Annotated in this window: 20 protein-coding genes and 1 pseudogene; 11 read left to right on the top strand and 10 right to left on the bottom strand. The window is 63.5% G+C overall.

Going from position 1 to position 19,399, the window contains the following annotated elements; all coding sequences use genetic code 11:
* Positions 1-37: 37 nt before the first annotated feature.
* Positions 38-508 carry a helix-turn-helix transcriptional regulator gene (locus V1280_RS26935; RefSeq protein ID WP_334531203.1) on the bottom strand — a complete coding sequence of 157 codons (471 nt, stop codon included), beginning with the start codon at positions 506-508 and terminating at the stop codon, positions 38-40.
* Between the two features lie 240 nt (positions 509-748).
* On the opposite strand from V1280_RS26935, the gene V1280_RS26930 reads away from it, so the two are divergent.
* From V1280_RS26930 to V1280_RS26920, 3 genes are all read left to right on the top strand, one after another.
* Positions 749-1,042 (top strand): type II toxin-antitoxin system RelE family toxin, encoded by a 294-nt coding sequence (locus V1280_RS26930; protein ID WP_334531200.1) that lies wholly within the window; start codon positions 749-751, stop codon positions 1,040-1,042.
* Positions 1,039-1,287 (top strand): type II toxin-antitoxin system Phd/YefM family antitoxin, encoded by a 249-nt coding sequence (locus V1280_RS26925; RefSeq protein ID WP_334531198.1) that lies wholly within the window; start codon positions 1,039-1,041, stop codon positions 1,285-1,287. Before V1280_RS26930 ends, V1280_RS26925 begins: the two co-directional genes overlap by 4 nt.
* A gap of 632 nt (positions 1,288-1,919) precedes the next feature.
* Positions 1,920-2,354 (top strand): hypothetical protein, encoded by a 435-nt coding sequence (locus V1280_RS26920; RefSeq protein ID WP_334531196.1) that lies wholly within the window; start codon positions 1,920-1,922, stop codon positions 2,352-2,354.
* 24 nt (positions 2,355-2,378) lie between these two features.
* Here the strand turns inward: V1280_RS26920 and V1280_RS26915 are convergent, their stop codons facing one another.
* Entirely contained in the window at positions 2,379-2,954 is a 576-nt protein-coding gene (locus V1280_RS26915; RefSeq protein ID WP_334531193.1) for a GIY-YIG nuclease family protein, read from the bottom strand.
* Positions 2,955-3,150: 196 nt separating this feature from the next.
* Positions 3,151-3,531, bottom strand: coding sequence for a helix-turn-helix domain-containing protein (locus tag V1280_RS26910; protein ID WP_334531191.1), 381 nt, complete (start codon positions 3,529-3,531; stop codon positions 3,151-3,153).
* Positions 3,532-3,936: 405 nt separating this feature from the next.
* Between V1280_RS26910 and V1280_RS26905 the strand changes: the two genes are divergently transcribed.
* Positions 3,937-4,230, top strand: coding sequence for a DUF718 domain-containing protein (locus V1280_RS26905; RefSeq protein ID WP_334531189.1), 294 nt, complete (start codon positions 3,937-3,939; stop codon positions 4,228-4,230).
* Between the two features lie 17 nt (positions 4,231-4,247).
* Here V1280_RS26905 and V1280_RS26900 read toward each other — a convergent pair whose 3' ends face one another.
* Positions 4,248-6,269: a YgiQ family radical SAM protein gene (locus V1280_RS26900; protein ID WP_334531187.1), complete on the bottom strand. Its 2,022-nt coding sequence runs from the start codon at positions 6,267-6,269 to the stop codon at positions 4,248-4,250.
* A 225-nt stretch (positions 6,270-6,494) separates the two neighbouring features.
* Here V1280_RS26900 and V1280_RS26895 point away from each other — a divergent pair, with 225 nt between their 5' ends.
* Entirely contained in the window at positions 6,495-7,004 is a 510-nt protein-coding gene (locus tag V1280_RS26895; protein WP_334531185.1) for a DMT family transporter, read from the top strand.
* A gap of 16 nt (positions 7,005-7,020) precedes the next feature.
* Complete coding sequence (locus tag V1280_RS26890; protein WP_334531183.1) at positions 7,021-7,317, top strand: hypothetical protein; 297 nt, start codon at positions 7,021-7,023, stop codon at positions 7,315-7,317.
* A 67-nt stretch (positions 7,318-7,384) separates the two neighbouring features.
* Here the strand turns inward: V1280_RS26890 and V1280_RS26885 are convergent, their stop codons facing one another.
* Both V1280_RS26885 and V1280_RS26880 read right to left on the bottom strand, forming a co-directional pair.
* A complete protein-coding gene (locus V1280_RS26885) occupies positions 7,385-8,050 on the bottom strand; it encodes a GntR family transcriptional regulator (RefSeq protein WP_334531180.1) in 666 nt (221 codons plus the stop codon).
* A gap of 8 nt (positions 8,051-8,058) precedes the next feature.
* Positions 8,059-9,471 (bottom strand): FAD-binding oxidoreductase, encoded by a 1,413-nt coding sequence (locus V1280_RS26880; RefSeq protein ID WP_334531177.1) that lies wholly within the window; start codon positions 9,469-9,471, stop codon positions 8,059-8,061.
* A 178-nt stretch (positions 9,472-9,649) separates the two neighbouring features.
* Here V1280_RS26880 and V1280_RS26875 point away from each other — a divergent pair, with 178 nt between their 5' ends.
* On the top strand, positions 9,650-10,534 hold the full coding sequence (locus V1280_RS26875; RefSeq protein WP_334531174.1) for a dihydrodipicolinate synthase family protein: 885 nt from the start codon (positions 9,650-9,652) through the stop codon (positions 10,532-10,534).
* 9 nt (positions 10,535-10,543) lie between these two features.
* Here the strand turns inward: V1280_RS26875 and V1280_RS26870 are convergent.
* From V1280_RS26870 to V1280_RS26855, 4 genes and pseudogenes are all read right to left on the bottom strand, one after another.
* Positions 10,544-11,773, bottom strand: a pseudogene (locus V1280_RS26870) (MFS transporter).
* The gene (locus V1280_RS26865; RefSeq protein ID WP_334531171.1) at positions 11,770-12,099 is read right to left on the bottom strand and encodes a hypothetical protein; all 330 of its coding nucleotides are present in this window, start codon (positions 12,097-12,099) and stop codon (positions 11,770-11,772) included. Before V1280_RS26865 ends, V1280_RS26870 begins: the two are co-directional and overlap by 4 nt.
* Positions 12,096-12,665: an isochorismatase family protein gene (locus V1280_RS26860; RefSeq protein WP_334531168.1), complete on the bottom strand. Its 570-nt coding sequence runs from the start codon at positions 12,663-12,665 to the stop codon at positions 12,096-12,098. The genes V1280_RS26865 and V1280_RS26860 overlap by 4 nt, the downstream gene beginning before the upstream one ends.
* Before the next feature lie 29 nt (positions 12,666-12,694).
* The gene (locus tag V1280_RS26855) at positions 12,695-13,147 is read right to left on the bottom strand and encodes a MarR family winged helix-turn-helix transcriptional regulator (protein ID WP_334531165.1); all 453 of its coding nucleotides are present in this window, start codon (positions 13,145-13,147) and stop codon (positions 12,695-12,697) included.
* A gap of 405 nt (positions 13,148-13,552) precedes the next feature.
* On the opposite strand from V1280_RS26855, the gene V1280_RS26850 reads away from it, so the two are divergent.
* The 4 genes from V1280_RS26850 (at position 13,553) to V1280_RS26835 (ending at position 19,387) form a co-directional block, all read left to right on the top strand.
* The gene (locus V1280_RS26850) at positions 13,553-15,877 is read left to right on the top strand and encodes a TonB-dependent siderophore receptor (RefSeq protein WP_334531162.1); all 2,325 of its coding nucleotides are present in this window, start codon (positions 13,553-13,555) and stop codon (positions 15,875-15,877) included.
* Positions 15,878-15,879: 2 nt separating this feature from the next.
* Positions 15,880-16,908: an extracellular solute-binding protein gene (locus V1280_RS26845; RefSeq protein WP_334531159.1), complete on the top strand. Its 1,029-nt coding sequence runs from the start codon at positions 15,880-15,882 to the stop codon at positions 16,906-16,908.
* Positions 16,901-18,082, top strand: a complete 1,182-nt coding sequence (locus tag V1280_RS26840; RefSeq protein WP_334531156.1) for a PepSY-associated TM helix domain-containing protein — start codon at positions 16,901-16,903, stop codon at positions 18,080-18,082. The genes V1280_RS26845 and V1280_RS26840 overlap by 8 nt, the downstream gene beginning before the upstream one ends.
* 72 nt (positions 18,083-18,154) lie before the next feature.
* Positions 18,155-19,387 carry a rhodanese-like domain-containing protein gene (locus V1280_RS26835; RefSeq protein WP_334531153.1) on the top strand — a complete coding sequence of 411 codons (1,233 nt, stop codon included), beginning with the start codon at positions 18,155-18,157 and terminating at the stop codon, positions 19,385-19,387.
* The last annotated feature ends 12 nt before the right edge of the window (positions 19,388-19,399 follow it).

The following is a 19,399-nucleotide window of genomic DNA, read 5'->3' as shown; positions in this document are numbered from 1 at the left end:
ATCACGGAAAACAGAGCGTTTTCACACGGCCTGGGCCCTAAGCCGACCTGCATTTGAATTGGCTTCTAGGTCGCCTTTTAAAGGCAAAGCGGACGTCGCTCTTATGAGCACACGCCCTAGCTTGCCGCTTGGGATCGTTCGCGGCACGCCATTGTCGTGGCGTCATTCCGGTCCAGCGCCTGAAGGCGTGGGTGAATGCGCTGACTTCGCCATAGCCGAGCAGCCGGGCGGTTTGCGAAATCGGCAATTCATCCTTCTTCAAATAGCTCTTGGCGAGGTCGATCTTCAACTCGTCGAGAATGGCCGTGAAGGTTAGCCCTTCCGAGGCGAGGCGCCGCGCCAAGGTGCGGTGACTCATGCCGAGGCGACGCGCAATCTCCTCGGCCCGTGCCTCGCGATGAGGAAGCAAGGGAGCGATGGCATTCTCGACGCTCGATCTGAGCGAAACTGCGCCAGGCTTCCGGTGCGCAAGCGCCTCCTCGCAGAAGGTCACCAGCAGATCGTTCAAATGGTGATCGGCACTTTCGATCGGCATCTGCCCCACGGGTCGTGGGTGAGCGCGCACAATCGGACCGCTGCACCGCGAGTGATCGGCGGCGAGACATTTCTTCGCCTTGAAGAACCGTTGGTGCCTTTCGGTGAAGGGCCATAGTTGCGGCGGAATCGGCACAGCCGAAGGATAGGGCAATTCGTGCGGTTGCTCTAATATTTTGACGAGAGCGCCAGTTTTGGCTATGATCTAGCCAGAATGGCCTTCGACGTCATCCTTGCCCCAGAAGCGGTTGAAGACTTCCAGCTCCTGGGAGCGCACGTTCGGGCGGCGGTTCGTGCCGCGCTCGAGACGCATCTGAGGCATGAGCCCGAGAAAGTCAGTCGCAGCCGGATCAAGAAGTTGCGGGGGTTGCGTCGGCCTCAATATAGGCTGCGCGTAGACGACGTCCGGGTGTTCTACGATGTTTCCCGCACGACCGTCGAAGTTCTGGCGATCGTTGCCAAATCAGAGGCCGAGTCATGGCTCGCACAGTTCGGAAGTCCGGAGTGAAGAAAGTGCCGCTCTCCGAGGTTAAGGACGATCTGTCTCGCTACCTTCGTGAGGCCGAGACGCAGGAGATTGTTATCACGCGTCATGGCAAGCCGGCCGGTGTGCTGATTGGATTTGAATCGGAGGACGATTGGTTCGAGTACCGCTTGGAGCATGATCCTCGTTTCCTGCAGCGCGTCGAACAGGCGCGGAACAGCCTGCGCGCGGGACGCCGCGTGAAGCTCGAGGATATCGATAAGGAGTAGCCGGAGGGGTCCGGCCCAACATGCCCGATGATGCTATCCTGCGCCTGTTTTTGTTAGACGGGTCAACTGCCGTGCACAGTCGCTTAAGCCATTGATCGCGGTACCGCCTGCCTAGGGAATATCATACTTACGTACCCAGAAATTGAGGGCATGATATGGATACCCTGTTGGACCACGTCAGAAGCAGTGCCGCGCGGCTGACCGCATATGAGGTCAAGTAGCGGGTTTGGCACCATCCAAGGCCACGGAGCGATTATTGGCTGCATTCCAGGCATTCATCGACGATAGCCGGAACGATGGCCTTGGCACCTTTGTATTGGCTGGCCACGTTGCGGCTGCCGAGACTTGGGCAAAATTCGCGAAAGACTGGGATACCCTGCTTCCGAGCGCGGGTACGCTTGCTCCTAATGGCAAGTATCATTTCCACATGACCGAAATGGCTTCGAATCCAGACCGTATGCTGCGCGTTCAGGCCTTCTATTTTCTTATAGAGCAGTATGCGCTGTTCTCAATTTCTTGCAGCTTCAACATCAATGATCTTGAGCGCGCAAAAGCCCGCATATACTCACAGCTTCTCCACAGGTTGTGCACTGCCAGTCGCGTCGCGTCCCCCCTTTCACCAAGAGGCGGCGATGAAGCAACTACCGAAGGAACAGCGCGGGTCGGAAGCTCTTCGTCTTCAGATCGAGGCACTGTTGGCGGCGCCACACAGTTGGCGCGGGTACGAACCTCAGCGCCAATGGCTTGAGAAGCTGTTGCAGCGAGATCATGCTGCGGGCGGCTTTACGCCGGCCGAACGCGATGCTGTCGCGCGGATCGCGTACATGCGCACTCCATTTGAGGGCTGGGACGGTTATTCTATTTCTGAGCTGATCAAGGGCGCGCTTCAGTACTCAGCTGATTACGACTATGACGAAGAATTGCTCCTCAAAGAGATCGCCTCCGAGCATTCGATTGCACTGGTCAGAGATCAGATGCGGACGCTAGTCGGATTGTGCAGAGCCGGTGGCATGGACTTGTCGCTGTTCGATGCGAGAACCGACTCGTCTGACGGTGATGTCGCTTGAGAGGTCACGTTCCTCGCGAAAAATCTATTGAAATTTGCGCCGCTTGAACGCTGCAACATCTGCAGCAGTGAGCTTGAACCACTCCCCGTTTGCACGACGATCCGAGAAACGCCTGTGCCAGTAGGCCTCGATGCCTGAGGGGTCGTCAGTTCGGATCGCGTGAACGAGGCTCGCCGCTTCAGGCTGGACAACGCGGATTTCCTTCACACGGCGCTCGATCTCGTCGCTGCGACCAATCTTGTAATGAGCACCGGACCTGATCAAATAAACGAGGCCCTCGTGCGCTGCCCTGCCGACCGCTTTCTCTGTTTCGATGCCCAACATGCCGGCGATATCGTGCAGATCAGGTTTATCTTCCACCCAGGTCCTGAGATTCGATAAGAGGTCGTTTTTTGACCCAAAGTGCTTGAAGATAGCTTTGGTGCTCGGAAAATCCGCATTCGTCTTCCGATGCGGTGCGAGTTCGCTGGCGGTTGGCAAGTGCCCGTAGTGCCTCGCGGCCTCGATGTATCGTTGCAGGATGATATTGGTCTCTGATTTGCCTTGCCACTGATTAGGAGCAAAGCCCGCTTCGTTAGTGCATCGCTCCAGCGAGCCCAATAGACGCCTCGCCAAGTGTGCTCGCGAATGCCGGTTTCTCGCTCGAACAACTGACTTCCGGGTGCCTGACCATCGTTCGCTTTTGCCAGCCTTCGTATGTCCTGAAGGATAGTGTCTCGCACCGGTCATTCCTCCGTGCCGCGTTCCCTGACAATGCCATCGTGCGCCTGTTTTGCCCGACGGGGCAGCGGTTAGGTCACGCCGCCTTTCTCCGACTGGGGCGGATCAGCACGTCTGCCGAGATGCCAAGACGTTCGTGAAGACGGCGAATCATCGTGATCGACAGCCCGCGCTTCCGGTTCAGAACCTCGGCAATGCGGGTGCGTGTCCCAATGATCTCTTCGAGGTCCCGCCGCGTCAGTCCTTGCTGCTCTATGCGAAATTTGATCGCCTCGATGGGATCGGGTGGATCCATCGGATAATGCTCGTTCTCGTATGCGTCGATGAGCGTGGCGAGCACGTCCAGCCGGTCGCCTTCTGGCGTGCCAGACTTCGCATCCCAGAGGCGTTCCACCTCATTGAGCGCGGCGTCATAGTCGCGCTTCGTCCGGATAGGATTGATCTCAGTCGTCGCCATGTCGGACCTTTTTCGTATCGATCTTTCACGCTTCGCACCGCGCATCGAATTGGTGCGGAACAGCCTGCGCGCGGGACGCGGTACCAAGCTTGAGGATATTGATAAGGATTAGCGGCTAGGGCGCGTTCTGACGCACGCGGCCCATGATGCCATCATGCGCCTGTTTTGCCCGACGGGTCAAGCGAATTACGGTTTTTCGGAAATACTGCGTTTGAACAACAGGGGCAAGCGCGATGACGATTTATCCCGATCTCATTGCGCTCTAAGTCTTTGATTTCGCTATTCCCGGCTACTGTGCATGGGGTTGTTTTCGACTTTTTGTTTTGGGGGTGCAAAAATATCAGGCCGAACCCGACCTGGTCCGGCGCTCGCCTTTTCATCAATCCATTTTTCGGGAGACGCATCATGCAAGTTTATAATGTGGTGAAGTTCAGGGTGAAGCAGGGCGAGGAAGCCGCCTTCCTCGACGCGCACCGGAACGGCAAGGCGAAATGGCCGGGCCTCGAACATGGCGTCATCATCAAGACCGGCGAGCAGACCTTCTGCCTGATCGGCACATGGTCCAGCCAGGACGCGATGGTCGCGGCACGATCAGCGATGATCAAGACCCTCGACAGCTTCAGGTCCGTGCTCGAGGACCAGGGCAATGGACGCGGGGTAACTGACGCCGTTTCGGGTGCGGTGGTGCTTGATATTTAGCAGGCGCGTCGCGCCCGCTACTTCATCACCCGCAAGCCTTTGGTCGTGAACTTCTGCGTCTTGCCGCCGGGTCGCAGCGGACGCTTGTTGCCGGCGGCCTTGCCGGTCCCGGGCGGTTGGTGCGCGGGCACGAGCTGGTCGGGACGCGATCCGATCAGGTCGCGGCGGCCCATCTCGATCAAGGCCTCGCGCAGCACCGGCCAATTGTCGGGGTCGTGATAGCGCAGGAATGCCTTGTGCAGGCGGCGCTGGCGCAGGCCCTTGATCGCCTCGACCTTGTCGCTGCCGCCGCGGCGCACGCCGCGCAGCGGATTGACGCCGGTGTGGTACATCGCGGTCGCGGTCGCCATCGGCGAGGGCAGGAAGGTCTGCACCTGATCGGCGCGATAGCGGTTCTTCTTGAGCCAGAGCGCGAGGTTCATCATGTCCTCGTCGGTCGTGCCCGGATGCGCCGCGATGAAATACGGGATCAGGTAATATTTCTTGCCAGCCTGTTCGGCCGCGGCATCGAACATCCGCTTGAACTTGTTGTAGGCGCCGATGCCCGGCTTCATCATCTTGTCGAGCGGGCCGCGCTCGGTGTGTTCAGGCGCGATCTTCAGGTAGCCGCCGACGTGATGGGTGACGAGCTCCTTGATGTATTCCGGGCTCTCGACCGCGAGGTCGTAGCGCACGCCGGAGGCGACCATCACCTTCTTGATGCCCTTGGTCTCGCGCACCTTGCGATAGAGCCGGATCAGGTCGTCATGCGAGGTGTTGAGGTTCGGACAGATCTCGGGGAAGACGCAGGACGGCCGGCGGCACGCGGCCTCGACCTTCGGATCCTTGCACGCCATCCGGTACATGTTGGCGGTGGGGCCGCCGATGTCGGAGATCACGCCGGTGAAGCCCGGCGTCTTGTCGCGGATCTTTTCGATCTCGCGCAGGATCGATCCTTCCGAGCGGTTCTGGATGATGCGGCCTTCGTGCTCGGTGATCGAGCAGAAGGTGCAGCCGCCAAAACAGCCGCGCATGATCGTGACCGAGAACTTGATCATGTCCCAGGCGGGGATCTTTGCGTCGCCATAGGACGGGTGCGGGGCGCGCGCGTAAGGAAGATCGTAGACCGCGTCTATCTCCTCAGAGGTCAGCGGGATCGGCGGCGGGTTGAGCCAGAGGTCGCGGTCGCCGTGACGCTGCACCAGCGGCCGCGCATTGCCGGGATTGCTCTCACGATGCAGCACGCGTGAGGCACGCGCATAGGCTTCCTTGTCCTGCTCGACCTGCTCCAGCGCCGGCAGACGGATCACGGTCGCGCCCTTCTGGCGCGTCGCGCCCTCGTCGGCGGAATCGAGATCGTCGGCGTGCAGCTCGGAATAGTCTTCGGGCACGCGGCGGAACAGCGCGACGCCCCTGATGTCGTCGAGCTCGCGCGGCGCTTCGCCGGCGGCAAGGCGATTGGCGACTTCGACGACGGCGCGCTCGGCATTGCCGTAGAGGAGCAGATCGGCCTTGGCATCGGCCAGCACCGAGCGGCGCACCTTGTCGGACCAGTAATCGTAATGCGCGATCCGGCGCAGCGACGCCTCGATGCCGCCGAGCACGACCGGCACGTCCTTGAACGCCTCGCGGCAGCGCTGGGCGTAGACGATGGTGCAGCGGTCCGGGCGCTTGCCGCCCTCGCCGCCGGCCGTATAGGCGTCGTCGCTGCGCAGGCGGCGGTCCGCGGTGTAGCGGTTCACCATGGAATCCATGTTGCCGCCGGTGACGCCGAAGAACACTTTTGGCTTGCCCAAAGCCTTGAACGGTTCGGCCGAATGCCAGTCGGGTTGTGCGATGATGCCGACCCGGAAACCTTGTGCCTCGAGCAGGCGGCCGATGATGGCCATGCCAAAGCTCGGATGGTCGACATAGGCATCGCCGGTGACCAGCACGATGTCGCAGGTGTCCCAGCCGAGCGCATCCATCTCGGCGCGGCTCATCGGGAGGAACGGCGCCGGCTTGCGCGGGCGCGCCTGGGCCATCAGGGGCTTTTCGGCGGTGATGATTTGGGTGTCCATGGCGCACAGGCATAGGACTCCGGGCCCGCGAATACAACCGACGCCCGCGTGAAAGATCAAGGTTCCGAGAGAAGGTGTTCTCAGTCTCCGTCAGCCGCACCCATGTCGCACCGGTGCTGCTCGCGAGCCTCTCCGGATCTCCCGGGGCTTTGCAATCGCCGCACATGCTCAGGAAACCGTCTTCCGGCTTCTCATCATGGTCCGCATCCGATATCCGGTTGCTTCATGGGCAAGGAAACATCTGAAGGTGGTCACGAAGCGGCCGGCGGCGCTGCGCCGTCGGCTGAACGCTGGCTCGGCGCCATTGCGCTGATCGGCTTCATCCTGGTGGCGACCGCGCAGGCCTCCAATCAGATTCTGGCGCGCGGGCTCGCGGGCTCGGTGCCGCCCTTCGCGCTCGCCTTCTTTTGCTGGAGCATCGTCGCGATCGGCCTCGCGCCGATCGCGCTTGCGGAGATCCGCGCCGGCCGCGTGCCGCTTGGCCAAAATATCTGGCCGATCCTCGCCGCCGGCTTCATGGGCATGTTCCTGTGCGGCGGCCCGGTCTATGCCGCGGGCGTGTCGACGACGGCGATCCACATTGCGCTGATCATGGCGCTGTCGCCGATTACGGTGCTGATGATATCTGCGGTGCTCGGCATCGAGCATGTCGGCCCGCTGCAATGGCTCGGCACGGCACTCGCGCTGTCGGGCGCGCTGATTTTGGGCGGTGTCTGGGCAAGCCTGCGCCGATAGTTCCATCGTGACGCGAATGGTTCACAGGCAGGAACAATCTGCCTTCGCGAACATTCTGATGAGTGGGGTTGCGGGCGAGCCCGGCTCGCGCGTGCTCGTGTCCAGGATCCGGAATGCCTCGATATTCGCCTCGGGCGATGGGGGAGCTGTGAATACAGTCATAGAGAATTTGCTGTCGCGGAAGCAGAAGCTTGTGGAACAGCTTGAGATGGCGCAGTCGGTCGAGGACCGCGATAAGATCGAGCACCAGCTCGAACAGATCAACACCGCGCTGGATTTTCTGGACAGACCGGAATCGCGAGACGGGCGGTAGAGCATGATCCGGAAAAGTGCGAAGCGGTTTTCCGGAAAGATCATGCTCAAAAAATAATCTGAACCGGTCAGTCCACCTTCAGCGCTTTGGCGTAGACCAGGCCCGAATTGGTGATGTGCGTCGTCATCGCCGCTTCGAAGGCGGCGTGCTCGCCGCGCGCGAACAGATCGAGCAGCTTGCGGTGCTCGTCGAAGGAGGAGCGGGTGCGCACGTCGATCGGTGAGGTCAGATTGGTGCGGAGCGCGGCGACGCGGCCCGAGACGAGCTGGTAGGATTCGGCGAGATAGCGATTGCCGCAATGCGCGAACAGGCCTTCGTGAAAGGTGGAGTCGGCGCGGCCATAGGCGATGTTGTCCCTGGCCTCGACCGCCGGCTCCATCGCGGCGATCGCATCGCTCATGGCCGCGATCGCACCATCACGGTCGTGGCGAAAGGCGAGCTCGGCGGCCTTGGGTTCGAGCGCGATGCGAAAAGTACAGAGCGCGGTGATGTCCTCCGCGCTCGGCGTGAACACGAAACTGCCGACCTGCGGCCGGATCACCACGAGCCCCTGCGCCTGCAACTGGCCCATCGCCTCGCGCACCGGTGTGCGGCTGACGCCGAAGGAATTCGCCACCATCTCTTCGGAGATGGCGGCACCGAGCGCAAACTCGCCGTCGATGATCGCCTGCCGCAGCCGCAGCATCACCCGCTGCGACAGCGATTTCGGCGCATCGAGCTTCAGCGAGCGCATGGATGCTCTCAAATCACCTTGCCGGGGTTGAGCAGATGATCGGGATCGAGCGCGGCCTTTAACGTCCGCATCAGGGCGATCTCGGGCTCGCTGCGGGCGTGTCCGAGCCATTTCTTCTTCAGCGTGCCGATACCGTGCTCGGCGGAGACGCTGCCGCCCATGTCGCGGACGAGACCATAGATGATCGCGTCCATCTCCTCCTTGGGCTGCTGCGCGACGGGAAGGCCCGTGACCCAGGAGACGAGGTGCAGATTGCCGTCGCCGATATGGCCGTAATAGACGCTCTCGCAGCGCTTGATGCCGGAGGCGAGCGCCGCCTTGCAGCGCGTGGCGAACTCGTCCATCCGCGCCACCGCAAGGCCGATGTCGTAGGAGATGTGCGGACCCAGCACCTGGCCGAATTCGGCGCAGATGTCGCGCACACGCCAGAACGCCTGCGTCTGCGCCAGCGATTGCGCCACGGCGGCATCCGCGAGCAGCCCGCGCTCCATCAGCTCTTCGAGCCAGGCCTGGAAACGCGGCGCATCGACGCTCTCGTCGGTGCCCTGCGCTTCGACCAACACATAGAGACCCTGGCCGGCGGCGACTGGCGGCTTGACGCCGGCCCGCGTCGTGATCACGTCCCAATAATCCGGCCACATCACCTCGAACGCCGAGAGCAGCGGGCCGAGCCCGCTGCGTGCGGCATCGAGCAGCGCGATCACCGCAGAATAGTCCTTCAGTGCGCACAATGCGGCCATGGTCGAGCGCGGTTTCGGAAACAGCCGCAGCACCACGCGGGTGATGATCCCAAGCGTGCCTTCCGAGCCAATGAAGAGATGCTTCAGATCGTAGCCGGCGTTGTTCTTCATCAGCTTGTTGAGGCTGGTGATGATGGTGCCGTCGGGCAGCACCACTTCGAGACCGAGCACCAGCTCGCGCGTCATGCCGTAGCGGATCACGCGGTTGCCGCCGGCATTGGTCGAGAGATTGCCGCCGATCGCGCAGGAGCCGCGCGAGCCGAGATCGAGCGGAAAGAAGAAGCCGGCCTCGTCGGCGGCCTTCTGGATCGTCTCCAGCGGCGTGCCTGATTTCACCGTCATCGTCATCGAGGCGCGATCGATCTCCTCGATGCCGGTCATGCGCTCCAGCGAGATCGCGACCCATCCCGCTTCGGGCGCGGCGCCGCGGCAGAGCCCGGTCAAGCCGCCCTGCGGCACGAAGGGCAGCCGCGCCTGCCGGCAGGTCAGGATCGCATCGGCGACGCCCTGCGCGTCGAGCGGTCGGATCACCGCGAGCGGCGTCTGCGGCAGGCTCGCGCTCCAGTCGTTGCAATTACGCGCGGGCACGTCGCTGCCGGTCAGCACGGCTGCGGCACCGAGCTTGTCACGCAAGGCGGCGAGCAATGGCTCGGGATGTCCGACGGGGGTCACCATGTTCATGCGAGACCTCCTCTAAATTTGGCTGCGTCTCATGCGCGCCGTGACGGCGGAAAGGATTTGCGTCCATCTTGTATGTAAGGTACAAGATGAAAAGTAAAGCAAAAACAAGGCTCGGCAAGCCCTCTCAGATCATTAGAGATCAGGGGCTTATTCGGGAGCCGCAACAAAGGGTGGTGCTATGACGGAGGCAATTCGCGGGTTCTGGGTGGCGTCGGCGACGCCGCTGGCGACGGACAGCAGCGTGGACTCCGCCAAGCTTGCCGCTCATGCCAAAAAACTCTTCGGCAATGGCGTCGATGGCGTCGTGCTGTTCGGCACCACCGGCGAGGGCACCTCGTTCAATGTCGCCGAACGCATAGCGACCATCGAAGCCGTGCTCAAGGCCGGCGTGCCGGCGGAGCGCATCGGCATCGGCGGTGGCTTCCCCGCCATCAGCGACGGCATCGCGCTGACGCGCGCCGTGCTCGGCCTTGGTCTGCGCCACGTGCTGTATCTGCCGCCTTACTTCGATCGCAGCGTCACGCCCGAAGGCATCGAGGATGCGTTCGCGGCGATCTTCGACGGCGTCGCTGATGATCGTCTGCGCGCCTATCTCTATCATATTCCGCAGGTCTCGGGCGTCGCGATCCCGACGACGGCCGCGGCGAATTTGCGCAAGCGTTACGGCAAGGTGGTCGCGGGCCTGAAGGATTCCAGCGGCGACTTCAAGCAGTTCCAGGCATTCCGCGCGGCTGCGCCGGAACTCGCCATCACCGTCGGCAACGAAACCGACATCGCGCGTGCGATCGCCGGCGGCGGCGCCGGCACCATCTGCGGCATGGCCAACATCACGCCGGAGCTGGTCAAGGCGATGATCGACGGCAAGGATGTCGAAGCGCGCATACAGGCCGCGGTCGATATCGTGGTGAAGTCTCCGTCCTTCCTGACGACGCTGAAGGCCATTCTCGCCGCGCAGACCGGCGACGCCGGCTGGTTGCGCGTGCGTCCGCCGCTGCGTGCGTTGACTGACGGCGCCGCGCTCAAGGCGAAGCTGGACGAACTGACCAGCCCCGCGATCGCCTGAGCGCCCGTTTCATTCGCTCCGAACCTCCGCGCTGCGCGCCGATATGGCGCGGGCCGCAACCAGCGCGGCCGCGAATCCTGCCGCCGCGCCCACGCCGAGCGCCCAGCGCGGACCCAAATTGTCCGCCACCCATCCAACAATCGGTGCGCCGATCGGTGTGCCGCCCAGCGCGACGCCGAGGCGCAGCGCCATCACGCGCCCCCTCATCCGCGGTTCGGTGGAGAGCTGCATCATGGCGTTGGAGGTATTCGTGACCGTCAGGGCCGCGACGCCGATCAGGATAAGGCTGCCTGCAAACAGCTAGTAGCTGGGTGCGAGCGCGGCCAGCGTGCATCCCGCGCCAAAAGCCGCGGCGCCCAGCAACAGCGAGACAAATCGCGGCTGCGCGCGCCCAGCAGCCAGGAGGGCGCCCGAGATCGTGCCGACGGCCATCGTCGAGGATAAAAGGCCAAAGCCGCGCGCATCGGTGTGGAAGACGCTGACCGCCATGGTCGAGATGAAGATCGGAAAATTCAGTCCGAACGTGCCGATCAGGAACAGCATGATCATGATCGCCCTGAGATCCCGACGCGACCATACGTAACGAAAGCCCTCAGTCATGCCGCCCTTGGTGCGGTGGGCGCGTGCATTGGGGCGAAGCTCAGAGGTGCGCAGCAAGGCGAGTGAGCCGAGCACCGCCATGAAGGATGCGGCGTTGAGCAGGAAGGCCCAGCCGGTGCCGATCGAAGCGATGACAATCCCTGCGACCGCGGGCCCGACCATCCGTGCGGCATTGAAGGACGTCGAGTTCAGCGCGATCGCGTTGGAGAGTTCGCCGTCGCCGACGAGCTCGGCGACGAATGTCTGGCGCACCGGGGCGTCGAACGCCGCGGCGCAGCCGAACAGGAAGGCAAACACGTAAACATGCCAGAGCGCTACCTTCCCGGTGACGGTGAGAAGGCCGAGAACGAGCGCCAGCACGCCCATCGTCGCCTGGGTCGCGACCAGAAGCCGTCGCTGGTTGAAATGATCGGCGGCAAAACCCGTCCACGGCATCAGCAGAAGCTGCGGCCCGAACTGGAGCGCCATCACCACGCCGACGGCCGACGCATTGTGCCGTGTGAGCTCGGTGAGAACGAGCCAGTCCTGCGCGGCGCGCTGCATCCACGTTCCGGTGTTGGACACCAGCGCGCCCGCTGCCCAGACGCGGTAATTGTAGTTCAGCAGGGAGCGAAAGGTGCCCGCGACCGCCACGCTCACGCGCCCGTTGGTGTGTTGCCGCCGTGGAACCGGCCGAAGTGTCGCGCACAAAACAAGCTGAGCAGCAGCGCGCCGACCGCGAGGGCTGCGACGTCGCCCGTATCCAGCAGTGAAAACTCTCCGACACGGCAGACGAGGAGATATCCGACGACGAGGTTGAAGAAGCCCCAGAGCACGTTGACCGTCGACGAGGACAGGCCTTCTCCTCGCGGTTTTGCGAACGGGGACTGGAACGGCTCGCCGCGCAGGCCGCTGACGAGATGTGGAATGGCGTTCGCCAGAAAAGCGCCGCCCCAAAAATAGGAAACGAGATGAAGCCAGTTCATGCCTGCGCGCTCCGTGTTGCCAGTAGATCGATGATCGCCTGGGTCGAGCCGCTCTCGCCGAGCCGCGGAAACACGTTTGCGATGCCGTAGTCGTGAGCCTCGGAACGCGGATCGGTCATGGCGTCGGTGGCAAGGGTGACGTTGAAACCCGCCTCGTAAGCCTGCCGCGCGGTGGACTCGACACCGGTGCCGGTGGCGACGCCGGCGATGACGACCTGCGTGACGCCGCGCTGCCGCAACTGGCTCTCGAGATCGGTGCTGGCAAATGCGCCCCATGTCCGCTTGGTCACGGCGATATCGTCGGACTGTCGATCCAGCTCGGGAATGAGATCGGTCCATCCGTCGGGGAACGGACCGCCAGGGCGCGGCCGCTCGGTGCGGCCCGGTGCGCCGCCGGTGACATTGACCAGCACGACCGGCAGGCGATGCCGCCGAAACATCGCGGCGAGCGCACTGGCGCGCGCCACGACGTCGCCCATCGCGTGAACGGAAGGGAGATCGACGATGCCGCGTTGCAGGTCGACGATGATGAGCGCAGTGATCGGGTCGAGAATCGTGAGAGCCATGATCAGGTCCTTCCGGCAGCGCAGCCGCGTCAATCGTCGACGAGTCGTTTGAGCAGCGTGACGGCGGCGGCCAATTCGTCCTGCTCCCGCGCGGACAGCCGTGCCGAAATGGTGCGCGAGAGCCAATCCTGCCGGGCGGCGCGACCGACCCGGATCCAGTCGCGGCACGCTTTCGTCAGCGACAGAATGGTCTGACGGCCGTCCTCCGGGTCGGGGGCGCCACTGACCAGGCCCGCGGCCAGAAGAGCGGCGACCGCGGTGCTCATTGATTGCGGGCGCATCTTCTCCGATCGCGCCAGGCTCGACACTGTGGCGGGGCCATCTTTTTCCAGCTGGAGCAGGATGGACACCTGGGACAGCGTCAAATCCTCCGGGCCTGCCTGCTCGCGCAGCCGGCGCTTGAGCTTTCCGACCAGCGAACGGAGGTCTTCTGCCAGCGCGCCGGCGCGCGCGGACGGGCGTTGGTCCGACGAATTGATCATGGCTGAGTGAATGGCATATACGAAGGTAAACTGTAAAGATAATCTGTGCAGTCCATCTGAACAAAAGGACGTGAGTAGACTAGCGAGCCGCAACAATGGCGGCGGGGTGTGATCGCACGAGCGCCGAGGTCGTGAAGCACACATGCGACATGGCGTCGCGTCGATGACGCGTCGTCAGCATCGACAATGAGCGGACGCGCTCGTTTCGTGCGCGTTCCAATCGCGACGTTCCGGTTCCTGCTCACGAAAGCGTCACGGCATCGGGGCTCCACATCATTGTGCGATCGTTCCTGCTCTTAGAACGATTCAACACTAGAGCGATTCAAGTCGCCGCCATGTTCTCTTCATTCGCCGCGGCTGGTAGATGCGCGAACTCCAATGCCGTGACCTGGAAGTGAATTGAAAGTGCGTGCTCCTGTGGATGGCCCTCGCGTCAGTGGTCATCGAAATCGCGCCGGCAAGAGCCGCGCCAGCCTTCTCATCGGAGCGGCCGTGCTGCTCGCCGGATATCCCTTCGACACCACCAATGCGCAGGCGCAAACAGCGCTGCCGCCGGTGAATGTGGATGCGCCGACGCAGCGGCCGAAGCAGGCACGCGCTTCGGAGCAATCGCAACGACGCACACAGCGAGTCGCACGCCGTAGCCCGACCGCCGCTCCGCCCGCAGCGCCAACGCCGTCCGAACGCGCCGCGGCTGATGCCGCCACACAACAAGCCGCAAAGCTCGGATATCGTGCGATGCCGAGCGCGAGCACGCTGCGTTCGGGCGCGTCGCCGCTCGATACCTCACAATCCGTAAACGTCGTCCCCGCGCAGGTCATCAAAGACCAACTGCCGCGCAACATCGACGATGCGCTGGTCAACATCAGCGGGATCACCCAGACCAACACGCTCGCCGGCACCGAGGACGCCGTGATTCGCCGCGGCTTCGGCGACAACCGTGACGGCTCGATCATGCGCAACGGCATGCCGCTGGTGCAGGGCCGCAGCCTGAACGCCGCAGTCGACAGCGTGGAGGTGCTGAAGGGGCCGGCCTCGCTGCTCTACGGCATCATGGATCCAGGCGGCATCGTCAACACGATCAGCAAGCGCCCGGAGCTCTATCAGCACGGCTCGGTCACACTGCTCGGCTCGACCTACGCCAATAATCGCAACGGCGCCGACGGAACGCTCGACGTTACCGGTCCGATCGGCGACGGCGGTCTGGCCTATCGCTTCATCGGCTATGGCGTCAGCGAGGACTATTGGCGCAATTTCGGCCGCCATCGGGAAATGCTCGTAAACCCGTCGCTCGCATGGTACGGCGAGACCACGACGGTCCAGCTCACCTACGAGCACCGCGAATTCATCTATCCGTTCGATCGCGGCACCGCCTTCGTCAACGGTGCGCCGCTGGCGATCCCGACGACGCGCCGGCTCGACGAGCCCTTCAACAACATGTGGGGCACCTCCGACCTGATGCAGGCCTCGGTCGAGCAGAAGCTCAGCGACAATTGGAAGGTCACGGCGGCCTACAGCTACAACACCGAGACTTACAGCGCCAACCAGCTCCGCATCACCAGCGTCGACGCCAAGACCGGCGTCGAGAAACGCAGCAACGACGGCACCCAGAACTCGCTGAGCAATGCCAGCTATGGCACCTCCTATATGCAGGGTGACGTCTGGGTGGGCGGCTTCCGCAACGAGATCCTGGTCGGCGGCGAGGCGATGTATCGCACGATCGATCGTCGCGACCTGATCCGCCAGGCGACCGCAAACTTCAATTTCTACAACCCCGTCTATGGTCTGGTCACACCTGGCACGACCATTTCGGCAGTCGACAGCGAGCAGACCGACAAGCTCGGTACTCGCGGGTTCTTCGCCCAGGACACGTTCCATCTGACCAACTGGCTGTCCGTGGTCGGCGGCGTGCGCTGGATGGAATACGAGCAGCTTGCCGGAAAGGGCCGGCCTCTGTTCATCACCAACACCAATCTGGCGGGCGACAAGGTGCTGCCGCTCGGTGGTATCATCGTCAAGCTGAACGAAGAGCTTTCTTATTATGTAAGCTATACTCAGTCGCTGAAGCCGACTTCGGTCATCGCGGCGTTCACGACCGGCTTCGTCGTAGACTCTACCATTACGCCCGAAGAGGGAACGCAGTGGGAAACCGGCCTGAAATTCGATGTCAATAAGCGGTTGTCGGGCACATTAGCGGTCTACGATATCCAGAAGAAGAACGTGCTGGTGCTGGATGACATCGGCAGCGGCAAGTCGGCGGCGCGCGCGTCCGGCGCCGCGCGTTCGCGCGGTATCGAATTGGACGTCACCGGCAGGCTGACCGATGAATGGGCCATGATCGGCAGCTACGGCTACACCGACGCGCGGCTGATCAACGATCCCCAAGTCGGCAATGCAAAACTGCTGAACGCCGCGATGAACACCGCGTCGCTCTATCTCGTTTACGACTTCGGCGACCGGTTGCCCGGTCGCCTGCGGCTCGGCGGCGGCGCACACTATGTCGGCGACCGGCCGGGCGACTCCGCCAATACGTTCTTCATGCCGGCCTACACCGTTGCGGACATCTTCGCGACCTACGATACCAAAATCGACAAGGTGCCGGTGACCTATCAGTTCAACGTCAAGAACCTGTTCGACAAGGTCTACTACACCTCCACCACGGGAAGCGCGCTGAACGCTGCGATCGGTGACGCGCGGCGCTTCTCGCTGTCGGCCACGGTGAAGTTCTAGCGATGGGCCCGGCGCGCAAAGCCATCGCGGTCCTGATCGCGCTGGCGTCTGCCTGCCTTGCGGCCACAGGTGCGAGTCGCGCCGAGGAGATCACGCTGTATTCGAACAGGGAGGCTGCCCAGGTTGCGCCTGTTGCCGCGGCCTTCACGGAAACGAGCGGCATCAACGTCAAAATCGTCTTCGTCGAGGACAGTCTCGTCAAGCGCCTGGCGTCGGAAGGCGAGGCATCGCCCGCCGACGTCCTGCTGACGATCGGACTGGATAAGACCACCAAGCTTGCCGCAGGCGGCCGGACACAGGCTTTCACGTCGCCGCGTCTCGAACAAGCCGTTCCGGCCAATCTTCGCGGGGGGAGTTCGCAGTGGATCGCGCTTGCGCTCCGCCCGCGCGTGGTGATGGCGCGCAACGACAGTGCAATCACGGCGATCGACTATGAAGACCTCGCGGGTTCGCAATGGCGCGGAAAGCTCTGCATGCGTTCGCTGCTGCATCAGAACAATGTCGCGCTTGTTGCCGCCTATCTCGCTCATCATGGCGAAGCGGCGACCGAGGCCTGGCTCGCCGGTCTGAAGGCGAATCTCGCCCACAAGCCAGATGGCAAGGACAACGATGTGATCCGCGGGATCGCGCAGGGGACGTGCGAGATCGGTATCGGCAACACTGTGGCATTGGCGCAATTGCGTGACGGACGGGAAGGGACCGACTGGCGCAACTGGGCGATGGCGGTCAAGGCAGTCCCGACCGCTTTCAAATGCAGCGGTACGCATGTGAACCTCACCGGCGCTGCCATCGCCAAATACGCGCCTCACATGGCCGGTGCGCAGAAATTCCTGGAGTTCCTGGTCACGCCGCCGGCGCAGCGGATGTTTGCAGCGGCCGAGCTCGAATATCCCGTGCTGGCCACGGCGGAGCGCGCGCCGATCGCTGCCGAAATGGGCGCGTTCACCGCCGATGCGCTGCCGATCGACGAGATCGGCCGGACCCAGCAAGCCGCCATCGCGCTCATCAGGAAGGCGGGCTTCGATGACTAGGCTCGGGCCCACAATCAAGGCGGCGCTGCTCCAGGTCCATTCCATTGCCGGCCTCGTGCTCGCGCTGCTGCTCTCCCTGATTGCGCTGACCGGTGTGATCATGAGCTTTGAGGACGAGATCGTCGACCATCTGAATGCCGGCATCATGCAGGTCGTGCCACGGACGACGCCGGCGCTGCTGCCGGATGAGCTGGTGGCGCGGCTGAAGGCGGTGCCGGACGCCGGCAAGGTTACGGCCATCATGTTGTCGAGCGATCCGTCGGCGGCCGTGCATGTTCGCTTTGCTCGCGACGAGCAGGGCGTGCGGCCGTCCTCGCTCTATGTCGATCCGTATGACGGCCACGTGCTCGGCGTTCCCCGCGGTGAGGACTTCTTCGCGACGGTGCGCAGGCTGCATCGCTGGCTGCTCATCCCCGGCGATGCCAGGGGCTGGGGACGTCAGATCACCGGTGTTGCTGCGCTCGGCCTGATCGTGATGCTGATCTCGGGCCTCGTGCTGCGCTGGCCGCGCCGGGCCAGCAGCGTGAAGATGTGGCTGAAGCCTAATCTCGGGCTCAGTGGCCGCGGCCTGCATCGCTCGTTGCACGCCGTCATCGGCACCTGGGTCCTGCCGGTCTATCTCGTGATGACCTTGACCGGACTCTGGTACTCGTTTGACTGGTACAAGGACGGCGTGGTCTGGCTGCTGTCGCGCCCGCATGTGGCGGCGGCGAAGATGCAGCCGAAGCAATCGCGTCCACCCGGCCGTCCCGAACCGGTTCAACCGGTCGGGTTCGATCGCGCATGGTCGACCCTCCAGCATGAGGAGAGCGGCGGTTTCGCCAGGGCCCAGCTGACGCTTCCTGCCGGCCCGGGCACGGTGATGCGGATCCGCTCGTGGCCGAAGGACTCCACGCTCGAGTCCATGCGCGATGAATTCCGCATCGATGCTGTCACCGGCCAGATCGTCTCGGCGGAGCGCTATGCCGACAAGACGCTTGGCGAGAAGGCCATCGCGAGCGTGCTCGACATCCACCGCGGCGCAGTCCTGGGCCGGCCCGGCAAGCTCGCGTTCATGATCGCCGCGGCCTCGATGCCGCTGTTTGCGATCACCGGCGTGCTCCTGTACCTGTCACGCCGCAAGTTGCGGCGTCCGGCGCAGCCGCCGCTCGGGCGGCTGGTTGCAGGCGAGTGAACGGACGCGAAGGCTAGCCAAGCCCGCCACAATCGTTCAAAAGCCCATGGCCTGTCCACCAGGGTTCACGCCATGAAGCTTTCGACCGTCACCCCTGCCGATATCCGCAGCGCGCTGCTGTTGCGCGAGGAAATTGCGTTGCTCGATCTCAGGCACGAGGCCGCCTTCGCCACCGGCCATCCGCTGTTCGCGGCCAACATGGCCGTGGACCGGATCGCGATCGAGGCCGCGGTGCGGCTGCCGCGCAAGAATGTGCCGATCGTGCTGTTTGATGACGGCGAGGCGTTGGTCGCATCTGGCGCCGAACGCCTCGCGGCGCTCGGCTACAACAATGTCCGTGCGCTCGATGGTGGCCTGAAAGCCTGGCGCGCGGCGGGCTATGAGGTGTTCGAAGACGTCAATTCCTATTCAAAGGCGTTCGGCGAACTGGTCGAGGCACGTCGCCACACGCCGTCATTCAGCGCCGACGAAGTGGCAAAACTGATCGCGGACAAGGCCAACATCGCCATCCTCGACGTGCGTCGCTTCGACGAATATGCGACCATGAACATTCCGGACTCCGTCAGCGTGCCCGGTGCGGAGCTGGTGCTGCGCGCCGGGCAGGCTGCGCCCGATCCCGACACCACCATCATCGTCAATTGTGCCGGCCGCACCCGCTCGATCATCGGCACGCAGTCGCTGATCAACGCCGGCGTGCCCAACAAGGTGCGGGCGCTGCGCAACGGCACGATCGGCTGGACGCTGGCGCGGCACACGCTCAACCACGGTGCTGACCGGCGCGGCGTGATCGGGCCGTTCGAGGGCGGCCCGGCCAATGCCCGCGACGTCGCCTATCGCGCCGGCGTCCGCCATATCGGCGCGAACGAGATGGCGGTGCTGGTCGCCGAGACCAGCCGCACGCTCTATCGCTTCGACGTGCGCGACGCGGAGGAATATGCGGCCGGGCATCTCCCGGGCTTTCGCCACTATCCAGGCGGCCAGCTCGTGCAGGAGACCGACATGGCCGCGCCGGTGCGCGGCGCGCGCGTCCTCCTGACCGACGACAAGGGCGTACGCGCCGACATGACGGCCTCCTGGCTCGCGCAGATGGGTTGGGAGGTCTATGTGCTCGAAGGCGGCTATGCCGGCACGCTCGAGGTCAGCCCGCCGCTCGTGCTGCCGAAGCCCGATCCGGCGCATCGCTACCGCCGCCCCTATGAGGGAACCGACATCGCCGAGCGCGCGATGCAGGCCTATCTCGACTGGGAATACGGGCTCGTCGACCAGCTGCGCCGTGACGGCACGCACGGGTTCTATGTGATCTGAAGCGGTCGCGTT

It is taken from the genome of Bradyrhizobium sp. AZCC 2230 (assembly GCF_036924495.1).
Lineage (GTDB): Bacteria > Pseudomonadota > Alphaproteobacteria > Rhizobiales > Xanthobacteraceae > Bradyrhizobium > Bradyrhizobium rifense.
Note: the sequence above shows the minus strand (reverse complement) of the source record. Positions and strands in the feature narration are given on the sequence as shown.